This window comes from Micromonospora saelicesensis (genome assembly GCF_900091575.1).
Lineage (GTDB): Bacteria > Actinomycetota > Actinomycetes > Mycobacteriales > Micromonosporaceae > Micromonospora > Micromonospora saelicesensis.
Genome location: NZ_FMCR01000001.1, coordinates 1,491,024 through 1,508,265, shown reverse-complemented (window position 1 = coordinate 1,508,265; position 17,242 = coordinate 1,491,024). Strand labels below are relative to the sequence as shown.

Below are 17,242 nucleotides of genomic sequence, written 5' to 3'. Positions count from 1 at the left end.
ATTGGGGAATTCTCGGCCATAAGTCGTTGACCTGCGAGAACATGCTCCCCAGCCTGTGGAGGAGAATATTTCGGTCGGGCCTGTGACACGATCGTCCCGTACTATCTCCAGCGAACGGCTACACCTGGACAGCGGATTCCGCTTTCGGTTCAGAAGGGTCACACTCCGGCCGTGAATTACCGGGACTGGGGACGCGGCGATGGCAGCCCGCGCGAGCGCCAGCCAACCGCCTCGTGGGGTGAGCGCGCGGCGTCTGTTCCGGTTGACCCGTACGACGAGGACGGGCGCTACCGCACCTCCAGCAGGCGGCGTGCGTTGGACCGCGGCCAGGACGAGCCTGTCGACGCCTACCTGCCCCGGTGGGCGCTGGAGTCCGGGGTCCGGCACGCGGACGGCGGTGGTCGCCACGCGGCACCGGACGACGACGAGGACGAGCCCGAGCGGCCGATCTCCGGGGCAGGCCGACGGTCCGCCGAGTCGTCGAGTGGTCGGCGGCGGGGCAGCGAGCCGCGTCGACGGGACCAGGCAGCGATCGGCCCGGCGCCGGACTCGGACCACACCCGGGAGTGGACGCTCGACCGGCCGCAGGAGCAGGGCTACTCCGGCCGCCGACGGGCCGATGCCGGGGAGGACGAGCCGGTCTCCGGCGCTGTCTCGGACCGGCGTCCCCGCCGCGCGCCCGTTGGCCGTCCGCAGGTGATCTGGTCGGGCGGGGAGCCGGAGTCCGCCAAGAGCGAGCAGGTGCCGGACCAGGAGCCGAGCCGTCCCAGCCGGCGTAGCCGCCGTGCGGCGGAGGAGTCCTGGTCACGTCCGGCGGCCGACCCGTGGGCCCGCGGATCGGACCGGGTGGCGGAGCCCGAACCGTCGTACCCGCCTGCGGTGGACCCGTGGGACGCCTCGGGCGTGCACGCGTGGCCGCCGACGGCCGGCGCGGACAGCGGGGACCTGAGCGGGCAGTGGTCGGCCGCGGAGAGCGTCGGTGGCTGGGAGCGATCGGACCGCACCGGCCAGTGGGAGCGGTCCGCGATCGAGGACGACCAGTGGGACCGTACGCTGGCGCCGCGCTCCGATCGCTCGGTTGCGGCCGAGGGGTGGCCGAGCCGGGATGACGGGTTCTGGTCCGGCACTCGGTTGGCCGATGACGACCCGCGTTGGATGGATCCGACGACGTCGGCGCCCCGGTCTCCGGTGGTGGGATACACCGCCCCACGGCCGCGCAGCGCGCCTGCGCCGCGTCCGGCCGCGCCGCGTCCGGCCGCGCCGCGTCCGGGTACGCCCCGACGTAGGGCGGACCGGCCGGCGGTGGGAACGGCGTCGGTACGTCGGCGGGTCGAGTCGGCGGCCACGGGTGCCTGGGCGCGGCGTCTGGAGGACGACCTGCTGGACCCGGATCCGGGTGGGTCCGTCCGGCCTCTGCTGTACACGGCGGCCTGTTACCTGGTGCCGGCGATGCTGATCTTCGTTTGGTTGTTGACGTTGGACAGCCAGGCGCCGGCTGGTTGTGTGACCGACATCAGCGGGGGCGGGTGCGAGTCCGCCCGGTCGCGCGCACTGGAGTCACTCCTGGCCGGTTCGCCGCGCTTCGGTCTGGCTCTGGTGAGCAGCTTGGTGGTGGCCGCGCTGCTGCGGCGGGTGGGTACGACGTGGCGCTCGGCGACCATCGCGGTTGCTGCCGCGGTGGTGGGCGGTGGCCTCTCCACGGTGCTGATCAGCGCGGTGACGGGCCAGCCCATCGGGTGACCCGTCGGCAGGCCGGGTCCGGCTCGGGCGGGCGTCGGGTCGGGGCCTGCGCTGGGCGGGGAGGCAGGTCGGGGCCCCACTGGGCGGCGGGTCGGGGCATGCCCGGCGGCGACCATCTTGGCCCGGGCAGTGCCGGGTTGGACGACGTACGCACGAGGGCCCGCACCGATCGCTCGGTGCGGGCCCTCGTGGTGGTGTTGCGGACGTCAGCCCTGAACGACGTTCAGGTTGAACGACGCGGTCACCTCAGGGTGCAGCTTGATCTTCACCGGGTAGGCGCCGATCGACTTGATGTGACCGGGCACCTCCAGCCGGCGACGATCGAGGACCGGGCCGCTGGCGGCCTTGACGGCGTCGACGATCTCGGCCGGGGTGACCGAGCCGAAGAGCCGTCCACCGTCGCCGGCGCGGACCTTCAGGTTGACCTTGAGACCCTCGAGCTGAGCCTTGACCTCGTTGGCGTGGTCGAGGTCGCGGATCTCGCGGGCCCCACGGGCCCGCTTGATGACCGTGACCTGCTTTTCCGCGCCCTTGGTCCAGACGATCGCGAAGCCCTGCGGCAGCAGGTAGTTACGGCCGTAGCCGTTCTTGACCTCGACGATGTCGCCCGGGGCACCGAGGCCGGACACTTCCTGAGTCAGGATGATCTTCATATCGGTGCCTCCTCTCAGCGGGTGGTGGCCGTGTATGGCAGGAGCGCCATCTCACGGGCGTTCTTGACCGCACGGGCGATCTGCCGCTGCTGCTGCGAGGTCACGCCGGTCACCCGACGAGCGCGGATCTTGCCGCGATCGGAGATGAACTTGCGCAGCAGCGCGGTGTCCTTGTAATCGATGTAGGCGATCCCGTCCTTGTCGAGCGGGTTCACCTTCTTCTTGGGCTTGCGCAGTGCCGCAGCCTTGGCCGTTGCACGTGCTCCTGGTTTGCGATCGCGAGCGCTAGGCGCCATTAGAACGGTGGCTCCTCGTCAAAATTGGCGCCCGAACCGGCACGCGCGGGAGAGGGAGCAGCCGAAGCCCAGGGGTCGTCGAAGTTGCCTCCGCCGCCGCCCTGGTTGCCACCGCCACCGCCGCCACCGAAGCCGCCGCCGCCACCGCCGGAGCGGGACATCTTCTGCACCTTCGCCGTGGCGTAGCGCAGCGACGGGCCGATCTCGTCGACCTCAAGCTCGATGACAGTGCGCTTCTCACCCTCGCGGGTCTCGTACGACCGCTGACGCAGCCGGCCCGACACGATCACGCGAGCGCCACGCTGCAGCGACTCGGCGACGTGCTCGGCGGCCTGGCGCCACACGGTGCATGCGAGGAACAGCGGCTCGCCGTCCTTCCATTCGTTCGACGCCTTGTCCATGAAACGGGGCGTCGAAGCGACTCGGAACTTGGCGACCGCAGCCCCGGAGGGGGTGAACCGCAACTCGGGGTCATCGGTCAGATTGCCGATGACCGTGATGGTGGTGTCTCCTGCCATGACCATCTCCTCGCGCACTCAGCGTCTCGTCGTACAGGCTCGCAGAGCCGTACGACAGAGTCGCGGAGGCTGATCCGGACGAACCGGGGTTGGATGCTCTAGCGCATTTCCGGTCGGATGACCTTGGTGCGCAGCACGGACTCGTTGAGCCGGAGCTGACGGTCCAGCTCGGCCACCGCAGCAGGCGTGGCCTGCAGGTCGATGACGGCGTAGATGCCTTCGGCCTTTTTGTTGATCTCGTACGCGAGGCGCCGACGGCCCCACACGTCGGTCTTCTCAACCGAGCCACCCGCGGTCCGAATCACGTTCAGGTACGTGTCGAGCGACGGTGCGACGGTGCGCTCCTCGAGGCTGGAGTCGAGGATGACCATTAGTTCGTAGTGACGCAAGACGTGCTCACCTCCTGTGGGCTAAGCGGCCACGGTCCTTCCGTGGCAGGAGGTCTTGTGTCGCTGCCCGCACGCGCCGAGGGAACCCGGCCGGACGCGGACAACCTGACCAGGATACCCGGTCCCAACGATCATGCCCGGGGTGGTCGGGTCCGGACCCGGACGAGCCGACGGGGGCCCACCGCCCGACCGTCAATTGGTCGGTGGTGGACCCCCGTCTACGAGGCCGCGGGGCGTCCGGTCCGCATTCCTTGGGTGGGACCTGGGGAGGAACGACCACACCGATGAGGTTGGACCGAAGACGCCCCGCGGAGCTTTATCGTGTTGTTATCTGACGATACAACAGCACTCGTACCTTGTCGGGGGGAAAAGCACAATTTTCCGAGATTCGTCGTCGCTCGGTACTGGTGTGCGATGGGGTCGCCCCCGCTGCGCCGGGCCGCGCCGCGGGGGTGACCTCGCTGTCGGCCGTCGACCGCCGGTCGCCGTGTGCGACGCTCGCGCCGCTGGCGGCACCGGGATACTGGTCGCCGGTTCAAACCCATCAACGATCGTCGGTCCCTCCGGTGACGCGACACCGCCCCGGCCCTTGCCCCGCCGGTCGGGGTCGCGACGTAGGCTCGCTCGCATGCGTATCGGAGCCCACGTCGACTCGACCGACCCGCTGGCGGAGGCGGCCGCCCGGTCCGCCGAGACCGTGCAGTTCTTCCTCGCCGACCCACAGGGTTGGAAGGCGCCCAAGCCTCGCGAAGATGCCGAGCGGCTGCGCGCCGCCGAGGTCGACCTCTACGTGCACGCCCCGTACGTCATCAACGTGGCCACGCTCAACAACCGCATCCGGATCCCGAGCCGCAAGCTGCTGCTCGGGCACGCCAACGCTGCCGCCGCCATCGGTGCCAAGGGCCTGATCGTCCACGGCGGGCACGTCAACGCCGGCGACGACCTGACCGTCGGCTTCGACAACTGGCGCAAGACCTTCGCGTACGCGGCGGACTCCGGCGGGTTCGGCGTACCGGTCCTGATCGAGAACACCGCCGGCGGCGACAACGCCTGCGCCCGACGGCTGGACGCGCTCGCCCGACTCTGGGACGCCATCGGTGACTACGAGGTCGGCTTCTGCCTGGACACCTGCCACGCGTACGCGGGCGGTGAGGAGCTGCTCGGCCTGGTCGACCGGGTCAAGGCGATCACCGGGCGGATCGACCTGGTGCACGCAAACAACTCCAAGGGCGCGTTCAACTCCGGCCAGGACCGTCACGACAACCTGGGCGGCGGGACGATCGACCCGGAGCTGGTGGTGGCGGTGATCCGGGCGGCCGGCGCGCCGGTGGTCGTCGAGACACCGGGCGGTGTGACCGGCCAGGCCGCCGACATCGACTTCCTGCGTGAGCAGCTCGGAGCGGAGAGCCCGGCGGCATGACCAGCGGACAGCCCGGGACCGGCAACGCCCGGCCCACCCCCACCGGCGCGGCCGCCGAGAGTCCCACCACGGCTGCGGCCGGCACCCCCACCCAGCAGAACGCCATGACCAAGCAGGTTGCCGCCGAGGGCGGCACCGCGGTCAGCGCCAGCACCGCCAAGGGCACCGACGCATCCAAGGGCACCGACCGGGCCAAGGACAGCGGCGCGGCCAAGGACAGCGCCGCGGCCAAGGACAGCGGCACGGTGGATGGCGCGGCCAAGGACAGCGCCGCGATCAAGGCCAGCAAACCGGCCAAGGACGGCGACCCGGCCAAGGGCGCGAAGGCGGACGGCACCGACGGTAAGGACAAGGGCGACAGCGAGGCCAAGCCGGTCGGCCCGGAGCGTTGGGAGGCCTTCGCCTCCGCACCGGAGCCGAAGCCCTCCATCTTCAGTCGGGTGGGCCGGGCGGTCGGTCGGTTCCTGATCCACGAGTGGACCCTGGCCGCCCTCGGCGCGTTGGCGCTGGCCGTGTTGATGACCTGGCCGACGCTGCGCTATCCGCGCTACACCCTCCCGCAGGACTACTGGGACCCGAGCCTGCAAGCCTGGCAGATGGCCTGGTCCGGGCACATCCTGCTGGCCGAGCCGGCGCGGCTGTGGCAGTCCAACACGTTCTTCCCCGAGCTGTGGAGCTTCGCGTTCTCCGACACGCTGCTCGGGTACGCCCCGGCTGGGATGCTCGGCAGCGGTCCCGAGGACGCCGTGCTGCGTTACAACATCATGTTCGTGCTGGCGCACGCGCTTGCCACGCTCGGGGCGTACGCGCTGGCCCGACAGCTCGGGGCCGGCCGGATCGGTGCGGCCGTCGCGGGGGTGAGCTACACCTACGCGCCGTGGCTGCTGGCCCAGGCCGGGCACCTGCACGTGCTCTCCAACGGGGGCATTCCGCTGGCGCTGGCGATGTTGGCGCGCGGGCACGGGTGGTCCCTGCGACACGGCTACCGGCCGGAGCGCCGGCATGACGGTTGGGTCTATGCCGGTTGGCTGGTGGCGGCCTGGCAACTCAGCCTGGGTTTCGGCATCGGGCTGCCATTCGCGTACTTCCTGGCCGGCGCGGTGCTGGTCACTGCCGTCCTGTTCTTCGCGCGGCGGCTGCGCACCGGGCAGGCCGTTCCGTTCGGTCGCCGGTTGTTCGCCGCCGACGTGCTCGGCGGGGTGTTGTTCGCCGGTGTCGGTTTGCTGATGGCGTTCCCGTTCTTCAAGGTGACCGAGCTGCACCCGTACGCCGAGCGCACCATCGCCGACATCAGCCTCTTCTCGCCGCCGGCGTCGGGCTTCGTGACAGCGCCCGGCGAGTCGCGGATCTGGGGTGGGCTGCACGAGGGTGCCCGGGCAGCGCTGCCGTGGCATCCGGAGATGACCCTGCTGCCGGGCTTCGTGCTCTACGCACTCGCCGCGGGCGGGTTGTTCTTCTCGGTCTGGCGGCTGCGGCACCGACTGCTGCTGCTCGCCGGGGTGCTGCTGACGATGGCCTTCGCCATGGGCACCCGCTTCTTCGACGGCACCTTCACCTACGTGCCCCTCTTCGAGCACCTGCCGGGCTGGAGCGGGCTGCGTACCCCCGGGCGGTTGATGCTCTGGACCACGTTGTTGCTCGGCCTGCTCGCGGCGGGCGCGGTCACCGCGCTCACCGACCGGGTCCGCGAGTTGACCGCGCAGCGGATTCCGTCGTGGCCGGGGCCGTGGCTGCGGATGGCCACCCTGCTGCCCTTGCTGCTGGTCACCGTCGAGGGCCTGAACACCACCCCACACCCGGTGGTGCCGACCCAGCCGGCGGCGATGCGTTCGGCGGAGGGTCCGCTGCTGGTGCTGCCCAGCAGTCAGAGCCTCGACCAGCACGTGATGCTCTGGTCGACCAGCGGGTTCCCCGACGTGGTCAACGGCGGTAGCGGCTTCACGCCGCGCCAGCTCGACGACGTCCGCCGGGTGAGCCAGTCGTTCCCGGACCAGACGAGCGTCGACTACCTGCGCACGCTCGGCGTCCGCACTGTGGTGCTGCTGCGCGGCCAGGTGGCCGGCACACCGTGGGAGATCAACATCGACGCGCCGGTCGAGTCGCTCGGCATCAGCCGGCAGGAGGTCGGCGACGACGCTGTCGTCTATCGCCTGTAAAGCTTTAGGGCGGTTTTTCGGGGGAGCCCGCCCGGCTCCGGGCGGTCAGGCTTGATCCCTGCGCCGGGCGGGCTGCCCCGAAAACCCTGACCTGGTCCAAGCCGCGGTCGGCTTTGGGTCAGGTAGTTGCGACGGGCTCGGGTCGGGGTTCGCTGGTTGTCTCTCTGCGGCGCCAGCGGTCTATCCAGGGGGCGTCCGGGGCGCCGTCGAGAACGCCACCGTCCGGGTCGTCCGGGTAGGTGGCCCGCACCGCGTCCTGGTCGGGGTGCAGGATCTCCTTGACGACGAACACGCAGAGCACCACCACGGTGGCCAGTCGCAGCGTCGAGGCCAGCACGAAGACCCCCTCCGGGAAGACCGGCCGGCTGGTTGCCGCGCCGAGCAGTTCCCCGTAGAAGGCGACGAAGTAGCAGACCTCGGCTATCTGCCAGGCCAGGGACGCGCCCCACTTCGGTCGGGCCAGCACCACCAGCGGGAGCAGCCAGAGGACGAACTGCTGCGACCAGACCTTGCTGAAGATGAGGAACGCGGCCACCACCAGGAACGCGAGCTGAGCCAGCCGCGGTCGGCGCGGCGCCCGCAGCGCCAGCACGGCGACGCCGAGGCAGGCCAGCCCGAACAGCGCGTACGAGACGGTGTTGAGGGTCGGGATGTTGGCGTTGAGCCACTCGAACGGGCCGAGGTTGGCGGGGTCGTTGCCGACCTTGCCGTCCAGGTAGCGCCCGATGTACCAGAGCGTGCCCCAGTCGATCGGCCGGGTGGTGTTCAGTTCGAAGAACCGGTCCCAGTTCTCCGGGTACGCGCGGGCGGCCGGCAGGTTGACCAGCACCACGGCCGCGATCGCCGTCCCGATGGCGATGAGCGCGGCACGAACCCGATCGGCCCGTAGCGCCAGGATGAGGATCGGCCCGAGCAGGAAGAGCGGCCAGAGCTTCGCCGCGCCGGCCAACCCGAGCAGCACCCCGGCCACCGCCGGTCGTTTTCGAGCCCAGGCCAGCAGGCCGAAGGCGGCCAGCCCGATGGCGAGAAGGTCCCAGTTGACGGTGGCGGTGAGCACCAACGCCGGGGCGAGTGCGAACATCGCCGCGTCCCAGGGTCGTCGGCGGCGCAGCGCCAGGATCACCGCCACCGTGGCCACCGCGAGCGCGCCCAGCACCAGCGCGTTCAGGTTGTAGAACCACTGACCCTGGTTGATGCTCGGGTCGCCGTCACCGATGGCGTGCACCGGCAGGCCCAGCGCCCCCATGAAGTAGCCGGTCAGCACCGGGTACTCGACCGGGTGGTCGCGGTAGGGCACCTTGCCCTCGTTGAGCCCTTCGGCGTAGTAGAGGGCGAGGACGTCGGTGTAGCAGAACCGGGTGTACTGGACGTTGTTCTGCCAGGCGCCGTCCTGGCAGGGCGATTTCTGCACCCAGTGCAGCGCGAGCGTGAGGCACGCCATCGCCAGCACGATCCGCACGGCGGTCCAGAAGCGACGCTCCCGACCGGCCGGCCGGTCCACCGCTGTCGCGTGGTCGCCCAGCGGCCCGCCGATGACGCTGGAGATGCCGCGGACGAACCCGTCGGAGCGGGACGGGTGATCGGTGGTTCCGGCGTCGTCGATGCCGGGCGTCGACTGGGTGCTCATGAAGAGGCATCCTGCCGTACGACGGGGGTGCCCGTCCCGTCCCGGCGCGGAGTTCCGGGTACGAAAACGCCGCCGCCGGCCGGGACAGGTCGTCCGGCCGGCGGCGGCGTCGTGCGCTGGTGCGGGTCAGTCCCGGTTGGGTGGCAGGCTGGGTAACACCCCGCCACCACCACCTCCCCCGCCGGGATTGCCGCCCGGATTGCCGCCGGGGTTACCTCCGGGATTGCCCCCAGGGTTCCCGCCGGGGTTGTTGCCCCCGGGGTTGCAGAAAATATCGATCAGCGGGTTGCAGGGGGTGCCCTGCCCAGGCTGACCCCCCGGGTTGGTCGGCGGCGGTGGCGGCGGCTCCTTGCCGTTGCCCTTCGTGGTGTCACCCTCGCCGGTGACGCTGGGCAGGGGGATCTCCTCCTGGCCCTTGAGGGCGGTGTTCATGTACTTCTCCCAGATCGGGCCGGGGAGCGTCGAACCGCCGATGTCCTTACCGCTGGCGAGCTTGATCTGCGGCTTCCTCGGATCCCGACTGCCCACCCACACCGCTGTGGCGTTCTGCGGGGTGTAGCCGACCGTCCAGGCGTGCGAGTTGTCCTTGTCGTCGTACTCCCAGGTGCCGGTCTTGGCGGCGGCCTGGCGGCCGTTCTCCAGGGAGATGTTGTTGGGGCGAGGGATCTGCTTCAGGACGCCGGTGACCTCGTCGGTGATCTTCTTGGGGATCCGCTGCTCCGGCTTGATGCGCTCGCTGCCAACGACCTTCCACTTGCCGGTGGCCTTGTCCTGCTGTTCGATCTTGACGACGAAGTGGGCCTTGATGTACTTGCCGTCGTTGGCGAACGTAGCCATGGCGTTGGCGTGATCGAACACGGTGATCGGGTACTTGCCGAAACCGGTGTAGTTGTCGAACGGTTTCGGCCCCTTCTTCGACAGGTCGAAGGCCTGCGGCGGGTCGACGCCCCACATGGTGGTCACGCCGGCCTTCCGGGCCATGTCGACGACCTTGTCGGCGCCGATCGTGTCGGCGACCCAGTAGAAGGGCACGTTGTACGACTGGACCGTCGACTCTTCGAGGGTGCAGTACTTGCCGCACTTGAGGTTGGTGCGGTTGGCGTTACCGATCGTGTCCCTGGAGCCCTTGGGCTTGTAGGGCGTGGGGTCCCAGTGCGACTTGACCGAGATCCCGGCCTCGATCGCGGCGGCCAGGGTGTACACCTTCATCGACGAGCCCGGCTGGTGCCCACCGGTCAGGTCGCCGTTCTTGTCGATGTTCTTGCCGGCGTAGTCGAAGTCGGCGCCGCTGTCACCGCCGTAGTAGGCGAGCACGCGGCCCATCTTCGGGTCGATCGAGACCACCGCCGCCATCAGGTTCTTCGGCTGGTCGTTGAGCTCTGAGCCCTTCTTCGACTGCATCGCGGTGTTCTCCGCGGCGGTCTGGAGCTTCGGGTCGATGGTGGTGGTGATCCGGTAGCCGCCATCCCGCAGCGCGTCGACGCAGCTCGTCTTGCCCTCCGCACCGCTGTCGGAGCAGAGACCCATCTCGTCCATCTCTTGCCGGACGTAGTTGATGACGTTGCCGCGCGGGCTGTCGACACCGAAGCCGACGCCGTCCTTCTTCGGCGGCAGCGCCTTCGGGTACTCGGTGGGCGCCGGGGGATGGTTGGGGGAGTCCAGCCAGCCCTCCTTCTTCATGCCGCCGATCACGTAGTCCCACCGCGACTTGGCATCGATCGGGTTGACCGCCGGGTCGAACCCCTTGTGCGTTTCGCTCGGCTGCGGCTGCTTGATCACTGCGGCCAGCACTGCTCCCTCGGCGGGAGTGAGCTTGATGGCCGGCTTGCCGAAGTAGGTCTGTGCCGCCGCCTCGATGCCGTACGCGCCGCGGCCGAAGTAGATGACGTTCAGGTAGTGCTGCATGATCGTCGGCTTGTCGTACTTGTCGTTCAGCTTGGAGGCGAGGATCGCCTCCTTCACCTTCCGGCCGTACGTGTCGTCCTTGAGGTTCTCGAACGCGTTGCGGGCGTACTGCTGGGTGATCGTCGAGGCGCCCTGCTTGTCGCCGTTGGAGACGTTGTTCCATGCGGCCCGGACGATGCCCTTGTAGTCGACGCCGGAGTGCCGGTAGAAGTTCCGGTCCTCCGCCGCGGCGACCGCGTCCTGCACGTGCTGCGGGATCTGCTGGATGGTCACGAAGGTACGGTTCTCGCTGCCCAGCTTGGCGAGCTGCGTCTTGCCGTCCTTGGCGTACACGGTGGTGGACAGCGGCAGCGGCATCTCGTTCGGCATGACCACGTTTGTCGAGTAGTAGGTGAACCCGACCACGCCGATGCCGGCGAGCATGATGAAGACGGCGAACCCGGCGATCAGCAGGTTCATCCGCTTGCGCTTCTTTGCCCGCGCCGCGCCCGAGTCACCCGGACCACGGCCGCCCCTACCGGGCCCGCCCGGCCCGCCCGGACCACCGGGGCCCCCAGGGCCGCCCGGCCCACCGGAGACCGGTGAGACGCTCGCCCGGGCGACCGCCGCACGACCACCTACCGATGCGGAGCCGACGCTGGCCCGGCCCGCCGAGGCGGTGCCGACCGAGGCCGCACCGACCGCGGCGGCTCCGACCGAGGCCCGACCCGCCGGCGCCGGGGAGACGGGCACCGAGGCCCGACCTGCGCCAGCGCGGCCAGCGGCCACACCGGGTGCCGGCGACACCGGCACCGAGGCTCGACCGGACCGACCGTTCGCTGCCGCACCCACCGAGGCGGACCCGGCGGCCGCGCTGCCACGCGGCGGCACCGAGGCGGAACCGCCGACCGTGGCGCGACCACCGGCAGCCCGGGGCGTCACCGAGGCCCGGCCTGGGGTTGCCACGCCTCGGTCCGAGGCTGACCAGCCGCTCCCGCCGGAATCACCGCCGGGTCGGCGGTACGCGTCGTCCGCGCCCGGCCCGGGGTCACCGTCTGGACCCGAGTGCTGGGTCCGTCCGCGCGCAGAACTGGGATCGCCGTACGAGTTCATTCCTCACACCCTGCCGGTCGCGGTGGGGCGCGGCTGCGCCGCCACCGGGTTGCCGTGAGTTGCTTCACCCGGGGCGCCGGCACGGGGGTGCCGGCCGACCGGGGTCATTGCCGTATCAATCGGGCCAATCGGGCCAACGAGCGGTCGGCCGTCCCGGGTTTCGTCTACGGCCCCGGGGCCGGTCCAACCAGCTGAGATCACCGTTGCGCCTCTCGCCTCCGCCGACCGGCGCCTCCGGCGCCCGCCGCGTCCTGCTCGCTGATGCCGTCGCTGTCGCCGGTCAGACCGTCCCGGCCGAGCAGGTACTGCTCGACGAGATGGTTCCAGTCACAACCGAGGCACACCTCCACCACGAAGACCTGGAACTCACGCAGCGTCATCGCCAGCACGGGCAACTCAGTCAGTGTCCGAGCCTGTCCGGCGGACTGCTTGAGTTCGTCACCGTAAATGTAGTGGACCAGGGTCAGGTTTTCGCTCCGGCAGATCGGGCAGCGCCGGTCGGTCGGCTCACCGTGGAACCGAGCGGCGTTCTTCAGGTACGGCGACGCGTCGCAGACGTCGTACGTGCCGACCCGGCCGGCCAGGAGCTCACGCAGCACTGCTCGCTTCTGAAGCGAGTAGTCGACGACCTGGCGCTGCGTACGCATGCGGAGAAGGGTACGCGGTCCGGCCCGACCAGGCGACCACGCTCACAATCCGTGACGACGGCATCTCGGAACGGGGGTTTGCCCTGGCCCGCACGACCCGCTAACGTGCGATGTATCGGTCCGATACATCGCGGCGGTTACCGCTCCCGCCGGAGGGTAAAGAGAGGGTGGCCAGTGCTTGAGTTCGCCATCCTCGGCCTCCTGCAGGAGTCTCCGATGCACGGCTATGAGCTGCGCAAGGAGCTGACCGCCAAACTCGGCGCGATCCGGGCGGCGATCAGCTACGGCTCGCTCTATCCCACGCTACGCAGGCTGCAGGCGGCGGGATGGATCACCGAAGCTGCTGAGACGCCCGCCACTGCCGAGGAGGTTCCCGCGCTGACCAGCCGACGAGGTCGGGTGGTCTACAAAATCACCGCGGAAGGCAAGGAACGCTTCGCCCAGCTGATCGCACAGGCCGGGCCCGAGACGTACGACGACACGGGCTTCGGGGTGCACTTCGCGTTCTTCGCCCGGACCGACCAGGCGACCCGACTGCGCATTCTGGAGGGTCGCCGCCGCAAGATCGAGGAGCGTCGCGAAGGGCTTCGTGACGTGCTGGGCCGGGCGGCCGAGCGCCTCGACGCTTACACGCTGGAACTGCAGCGCCACGGCCTTGATGCCTGTGAGCGCGAGGTCCGCTGGCTGGAGGAGCTCATCGCCAACGAGCGCTCCGGCCGAGCCCCGACGGTCCCGAACATCGGGACAGCCGGCGGCCGACGAGAAGACAACAGCCCGCCTCCGCCTGGAGAGACCAGGAATGAGCGGCCGTGACAGAAAAGAAGGAGGCAGACGCTATGGGCTCCGTCCGCGTCGCCATCGTCGGTGTGGGTAACTGCGCCTCGTCCCTGGTTCAGGGCGTCGAGTACTACCGGAACGCCAACCCGAACGACCGCGTCCCGGGTCTCATGCACGTCGCCTTCGGCGACTACCACGTCAACGCCGTGGAGTTCGTCGCGGCATTCGACGTGGACGCCAAGAAGGTGGGCATGGACCTCGCGGAGGCGATCGTCGCCAGCGAGAACAACACCATCAAGCTCTGCGACGTGCCGCCGACCGGCGTCAGCGTGCAGCGCGGTCCGACCTTCGACGGTCTGGGCCAGTACTACCGCGAGATCGTCGAGGAGTCGGACGCCACCCCGGTCGACGTGGCGCAGGCGCTGCGCGACGCGCAGGTCGACGTCGTCGTCTGCTACCTGCCGGTCGGCTCCGAGCAGGCCGCCAAGTTCTACGCCCAGGCCGCGATCGACGCCGGCTGCGCGTTCGTCAACGCCCTGCCGGTCTTCATCGCCTCCGACCCCGAGTGGGCCAAGAAGTTCGAGGACGCGGGCCTGCCGATCGTCGGTGACGACATCAAGAGCCAGGTCGGCGCCACCATCGTGCACCGCGCTCTCGCGAAGCTCTTCGAGGACCGCGGCGTCGAGCTGCTGCGCACGTACCAGCTCAACTTCGGCGGCAACATGGACTTCATGAACATGCTGGAGCGCAAGCGGCTGGTCTCGAAGAAGATCTCGAAGACCCAGTCGGTCACCTCGCAGATCCCGCACGAGATGAGCAAGAGCGACGTGCACATCGGCCCGTCGGACCACGTGCCGTGGCTGGACGACCGCAAGTGGGCGTACATCCGCCTGGAGGGCCGCTCGTTCGGTGACACCCCCCTCAACGCCGAGCTCAAGCTCGAGGTGTGGGACTCGCCGAACTCGGCCGGCGTCATCATCGACGCGGTCCGGGCCGCGAAGATCGCCCTGGACCGGAAGATCGGCGGCCCGATCCTGTCGGCCTCGTCGTACTTCATGAAGTCCCCGCCGGTGCAGTACGCCGACCACGACGCCCACCAGGCCGTCGAGGAGTTCATTGCCGGTGAGGTCACGCGCTGACGCGCTGAATCACCAAGCACGTGGAAGGGCCGGGTCCGCACGGACCCGGCCCTTCGCCGCGTTCAGCTCGACATCTCCAGGTACGGCGACAGCCGCAACGCCAACTCGTCAATCGAGTCGACCTCGCCACTGACCAGCGCGTCGGTCAATGCCAGCCATACCGAAGTTGTATAACCCTGGCTGACCGGCGTCAACTTCCAGCCCAAGCATGTCGCAGCGCGACCCCGGCCTCCAGCTCCAACAACTTGACCTTGCGGGGCAGGCCCTCACCGAAGCCGACCAGCTTGCCGCCCGCGCCGACGATCCGGTGACACGGCACGATCACCGGGACCGGGTTGCGGTTGCAGGCCACTCCCACCGCCCGTGCCGCTCCGGGATCGCCGACCAAGCGCGCCACCTCGCCATACGTCAGCGTCTCCCCGTACGGGATCCGCGTCATCTCCCGCCACACGGCGCGCTCGAAGTCAGAGCCGCGCGGCACCGACACCGGAACGGTGAACGCGGTCAGCTCACCGGCGAAGTACGCCCGCAGCTCGTCGACGGCCTGCCGGGACAGCGCGTCGTCGGGCTCGTTGGTGGCCGCCTCGAGCCGGCCGAAATGGGCACCGCGGACGCTCGTGCCGTCGGTGGCGACGGAGAACTCACCGATCGGTGAGTCGAGCACAGCCCAGCGCATCCACCTATTCTCCCTGACGCGGACTCTCTCGCCGGCCCGGCCACCAGCGTCGGGCTGAGCGCCACTCCCGACCCGCCCTGGCAGGCCGTTCGGCGTTGCGCGGCGTCGATACCGTCAAGGTCGTGGCAACGGGGACGCTCATCTTTCTGATCATCGGCGGGGCGGGCATCGGTGTGCTCGCGCTCGCCCTGCTCGGCACCGAGCTGTTCCAGTTCGGGCACGCCGACGTGGACGGGCCGATCTCGGTCGAGACGGTCGCCGGCTTCGCCGGGGCGTTCGGGTTCGGCGCGGCCATCGTCAACGAGCTGCTCGGAGCGCGTACACCTGGCATGGTCGTCGGGGCGGTGGCCGGCGGCGTGCTCGCGGCCGTGCCCACCGGCTGGTTGGCGTCCCGGTTGAGTCGGGCGGCGCGGAACATGCGCACCGACCCCACCCCCACCCGCGACGACCTGGTCGGCGCGCTCGGCCTGGTCGTCACCCCGGTGCCGGCCAACGGGTACGGCGAGGTCCGCATTCGCCTAGCCGGCCAACCGGTCAAGCTCAGCGCCCGCGCGGACCAGCCGATCCCGATCGGTGCCCAGGTCTTCGTCGTGCAGGCGCTCAGCGAGACCAGCGTGCACGTAGAGACCTACTGACCTCCCCCTCACAGACGGGACTCCTCATATGGCCCTACTCATCGCCATCGGTGGCGCGGTCCTCCTCGCGCTCATCCTGGTGCTCTTCGTGCTCTCCCGGATCAAGGTGGCCGGCCCGAACGAGGCGTTCATCGTCACCGGTCGCAAGGGCCGCACCACGCAGACCGCCGACGGCGGGCGGTCCACCGACAACTCCGGGCAGAAGGTCGTGCTGGGCGCCTCGGTCTTCGTGCTGCCGGTGGTGCAGAAGCTCCAGTCGCTCGACCTGTCCAGCCGGCGGATCGACGTCGGCATCCGGGGCGCCGTCAGCAAGCAGGGCATCCGCGCCGACCTGCACGGCGTGGCGATCGTCAAGGTCGGCGGCACCGAGGACGCGATCCGGGCCGCCGCACAACGGTTCCTGCACCAGCAGGACGAGATCGACAACTTCACCCGGGAGGTGCTGGCCGGCGCGCTGCGCTCGATCGTCGGCCGGCTCACCGTCGAGGAGGTCATCCGGGACCGGGCGGCGTTCGCCAGCGCGGTCGCCGAGGAGGCCGAGCACTCGATGACCAACCAGGGCCTGGTGTTGGACACCTTCCAGCTCCAGGACATCCTCGCCGAAGGTTCCTACCTTCAGGACCTGGGCCGCCCCGAGGCGGCCCGGGTGCTGAAGGACGCGGCGATCGCCGAGGCCCGGGCCCGGCAGCAGGCCGAGCAGGAGCGGCTGCTCGCCGAGGAGGCCATCGCCGAGGCGAACCGCAACCTGGCCCTCAAGCAGGCCGGCATCCAGGCCGAGATCGACGCGGCGAAGGCGAAGTCCGCGGCGGCCGGACCGCTGGCCCAGGCCGAGCGGGACCAGGCGATCCTCTCCGAACAGCAGAAGGTGGCCGAGCGCAACGCCGAACTCAAGCAGCGCCAACTCGACACCGAGGTTCGCAAGCCGGCCGACGCGGCCCGGTACAAGGTGGAGCAGGAGGCCGAGGCGTCCCGCAACGCGGCGGTGCTGCACGCCGACGCGCAGCGCCAGTCCGTCATCGCCGCCGCGCAGGCCTCCGCCGAGCAGGCCCGCCTCACCGGTGAGGGTGAGCGGGCCCGGAGGGCCGCGCTCGCCGAGGCCAACGCCATCGAGGGTGCCAAGGAAGGTGAGGCCGAGCAGCGGCGACGCTCCGCCATCGCCGAGGCGGTGGAGCGGGAAGGCCAGGCCGAGGCCGCGGCCATCCTCGCCAAGGGCGAGGCCGAGGCCGACGCGATGGCGCGCAAGGCCGAGGCGTTCGCCGCGTACGGAGAGGCGGCTGTGCTGGACCTGCTGGTCAAGGTTCTGCCGCAGGTCGTCGAGGCGGCCAGTGCGCCGATCGGGGCGATCGACAAGATGACCGTCATCTCCACCGACGGGGCGTCGTCGCTCACGAAGTCGGTGGCCGGCAACGTGGCCCAGGGCCTCCAGCTCGGCAGCGACCTGACCGGCATCGACCTGCCCGGTCTGCTGGCACGGCTGGGCTCGGCGTCCACTCCGGCCGGCAACGGAGCCGCGTCCGTCGACGGGAAGGCCGTCGAAACCCGCTGACGAGGTACGCCGACGGGCGCCGTTCC

The 17,242-nt window shown here is 70.1% G+C and carries 16 protein-coding genes; 7 read left to right on the top strand and 9 right to left on the bottom strand.

The window, feature by feature from the left end; genetic code table 11:
• Window positions 1-171: 171 nt before the first annotated feature.
• On the top strand, window positions 172-1,740 hold the full coding sequence (locus GA0070561_RS07120) for a hypothetical protein (protein WP_091396635.1): 1,569 nt from the start codon (window positions 172-174) through the stop codon (window positions 1,738-1,740).
• 206 nt (window positions 1,741-1,946) lie between these two features.
• On the opposite strand, the gene rplI is transcribed toward GA0070561_RS07120, so the two are convergent.
• The 4 genes from rplI to rpsF all read right to left on the bottom strand — a co-directional run bounded on the left by rplI (window position 1,947) and on the right by rpsF (window position 3,596).
• Window positions 1,947-2,393, bottom strand: coding sequence for a 50S ribosomal protein L9 (gene rplI, locus GA0070561_RS07115; protein WP_030487689.1), 447 nt, complete (start codon window positions 2,391-2,393; stop codon window positions 1,947-1,949).
• A gap of 14 nt (window positions 2,394-2,407) precedes the next feature.
• Complete coding sequence (gene rpsR / locus GA0070561_RS07110; RefSeq protein WP_051723758.1) at window positions 2,408-2,689, bottom strand: 30S ribosomal protein S18; 282 nt, start codon at window positions 2,687-2,689, stop codon at window positions 2,408-2,410.
• Window positions 2,689-3,225: a single-stranded DNA-binding protein gene (locus GA0070561_RS07105; RefSeq protein ID WP_181518404.1), complete on the bottom strand. Its 537-nt coding sequence runs from the start codon at window positions 3,223-3,225 to the stop codon at window positions 2,689-2,691. Before GA0070561_RS07105 ends, rpsR begins: the two co-directional genes overlap by 1 nt.
• Window positions 3,226-3,305: 80 nt before the next feature.
• The gene (gene rpsF / locus GA0070561_RS07100) at window positions 3,306-3,596 is read right to left on the bottom strand and encodes a 30S ribosomal protein S6 (protein WP_036391391.1); all 291 of its coding nucleotides are present in this window, start codon (window positions 3,594-3,596) and stop codon (window positions 3,306-3,308) included.
• Window positions 3,597-4,224: 628 nt separating this feature from the next.
• Here rpsF and GA0070561_RS07095 point away from each other — a divergent pair.
• The gene (locus GA0070561_RS07095; RefSeq protein WP_091396632.1) at window positions 4,225-5,016 is read left to right on the top strand and encodes a deoxyribonuclease IV; all 792 of its coding nucleotides are present in this window, start codon (window positions 4,225-4,227) and stop codon (window positions 5,014-5,016) included.
• Window positions 5,013-7,172 (top strand): hypothetical protein, encoded by a 2,160-nt coding sequence (locus GA0070561_RS07090; RefSeq protein ID WP_091396628.1) that lies wholly within the window; start codon window positions 5,013-5,015, stop codon window positions 7,170-7,172. The genes GA0070561_RS07095 and GA0070561_RS07090 overlap by 4 nt, the downstream gene beginning before the upstream one ends.
• 118 nt (window positions 7,173-7,290) lie before the next feature.
• Here GA0070561_RS07090 and GA0070561_RS07085 read toward each other — a convergent pair whose 3' ends face one another.
• The 3 genes from GA0070561_RS07085 to GA0070561_RS07075 form a co-directional block, all read right to left on the bottom strand.
• Window positions 7,291-8,799 (bottom strand): glycosyltransferase family 87 protein, encoded by a 1,509-nt coding sequence (locus GA0070561_RS07085; RefSeq protein WP_091396625.1) that lies wholly within the window; start codon window positions 8,797-8,799, stop codon window positions 7,291-7,293.
• Between the two features lie 126 nt (window positions 8,800-8,925).
• Window positions 8,926-11,796: a transglycosylase domain-containing protein gene (locus GA0070561_RS07080; protein ID WP_091396622.1), complete on the bottom strand. Its 2,871-nt coding sequence runs from the start codon at window positions 11,794-11,796 to the stop codon at window positions 8,926-8,928.
• Window positions 11,797-11,993: 197 nt separating this feature from the next.
• On the bottom strand, window positions 11,994-12,443 hold the full coding sequence (locus GA0070561_RS07075) for a DUF5318 domain-containing protein (protein WP_091396619.1): 450 nt from the start codon (window positions 12,441-12,443) through the stop codon (window positions 11,994-11,996).
• A gap of 174 nt (window positions 12,444-12,617) precedes the next feature.
• Here GA0070561_RS07075 and GA0070561_RS07070 point away from each other — a divergent pair, with 174 nt between their 5' ends.
• Window positions 12,618-13,256, top strand: a complete 639-nt coding sequence (locus GA0070561_RS07070; RefSeq protein ID WP_030331823.1) for a PadR family transcriptional regulator — start codon at window positions 12,618-12,620, stop codon at window positions 13,254-13,256.
• A gap of 23 nt (window positions 13,257-13,279) precedes the next feature.
• Window positions 13,280-14,359 (top strand): inositol-3-phosphate synthase, encoded by a 1,080-nt coding sequence (locus GA0070561_RS07065; protein ID WP_091396616.1) that lies wholly within the window; start codon window positions 13,280-13,282, stop codon window positions 14,357-14,359.
• 62 nt (window positions 14,360-14,421) lie between these two features.
• On the opposite strand, the gene GA0070561_RS34490 is transcribed toward GA0070561_RS07065, so the two are convergent.
• Both GA0070561_RS34490 and GA0070561_RS07060 read right to left on the bottom strand, forming a co-directional pair.
• Complete coding sequence (locus GA0070561_RS34490; RefSeq protein WP_279616343.1) at window positions 14,422-14,553, bottom strand: hypothetical protein; 132 nt, start codon at window positions 14,551-14,553, stop codon at window positions 14,422-14,424.
• Window positions 14,550-15,035 (bottom strand): methylated-DNA--[protein]-cysteine S-methyltransferase, encoded by a 486-nt coding sequence (locus GA0070561_RS07060; protein WP_091396612.1) that lies wholly within the window; start codon window positions 15,033-15,035, stop codon window positions 14,550-14,552. The genes GA0070561_RS34490 and GA0070561_RS07060 overlap by 4 nt, the downstream gene beginning before the upstream one ends.
• Window positions 15,036-15,112: 77 nt before the next feature.
• On the opposite strand from GA0070561_RS07060, the gene GA0070561_RS07055 reads away from it, so the two are divergent.
• Window positions 15,113-15,670, top strand: a complete 558-nt coding sequence (locus tag GA0070561_RS07055) for a hypothetical protein (RefSeq protein ID WP_373861544.1) — start codon at window positions 15,113-15,115, stop codon at window positions 15,668-15,670.
• A gap of 28 nt (window positions 15,671-15,698) precedes the next feature.
• Complete coding sequence (locus tag GA0070561_RS07050) at window positions 15,699-17,216, top strand: flotillin family protein (RefSeq protein WP_091396605.1); 1,518 nt, start codon at window positions 15,699-15,701, stop codon at window positions 17,214-17,216.
• Window positions 17,217-17,242: the final 26 nt, after the last annotated feature.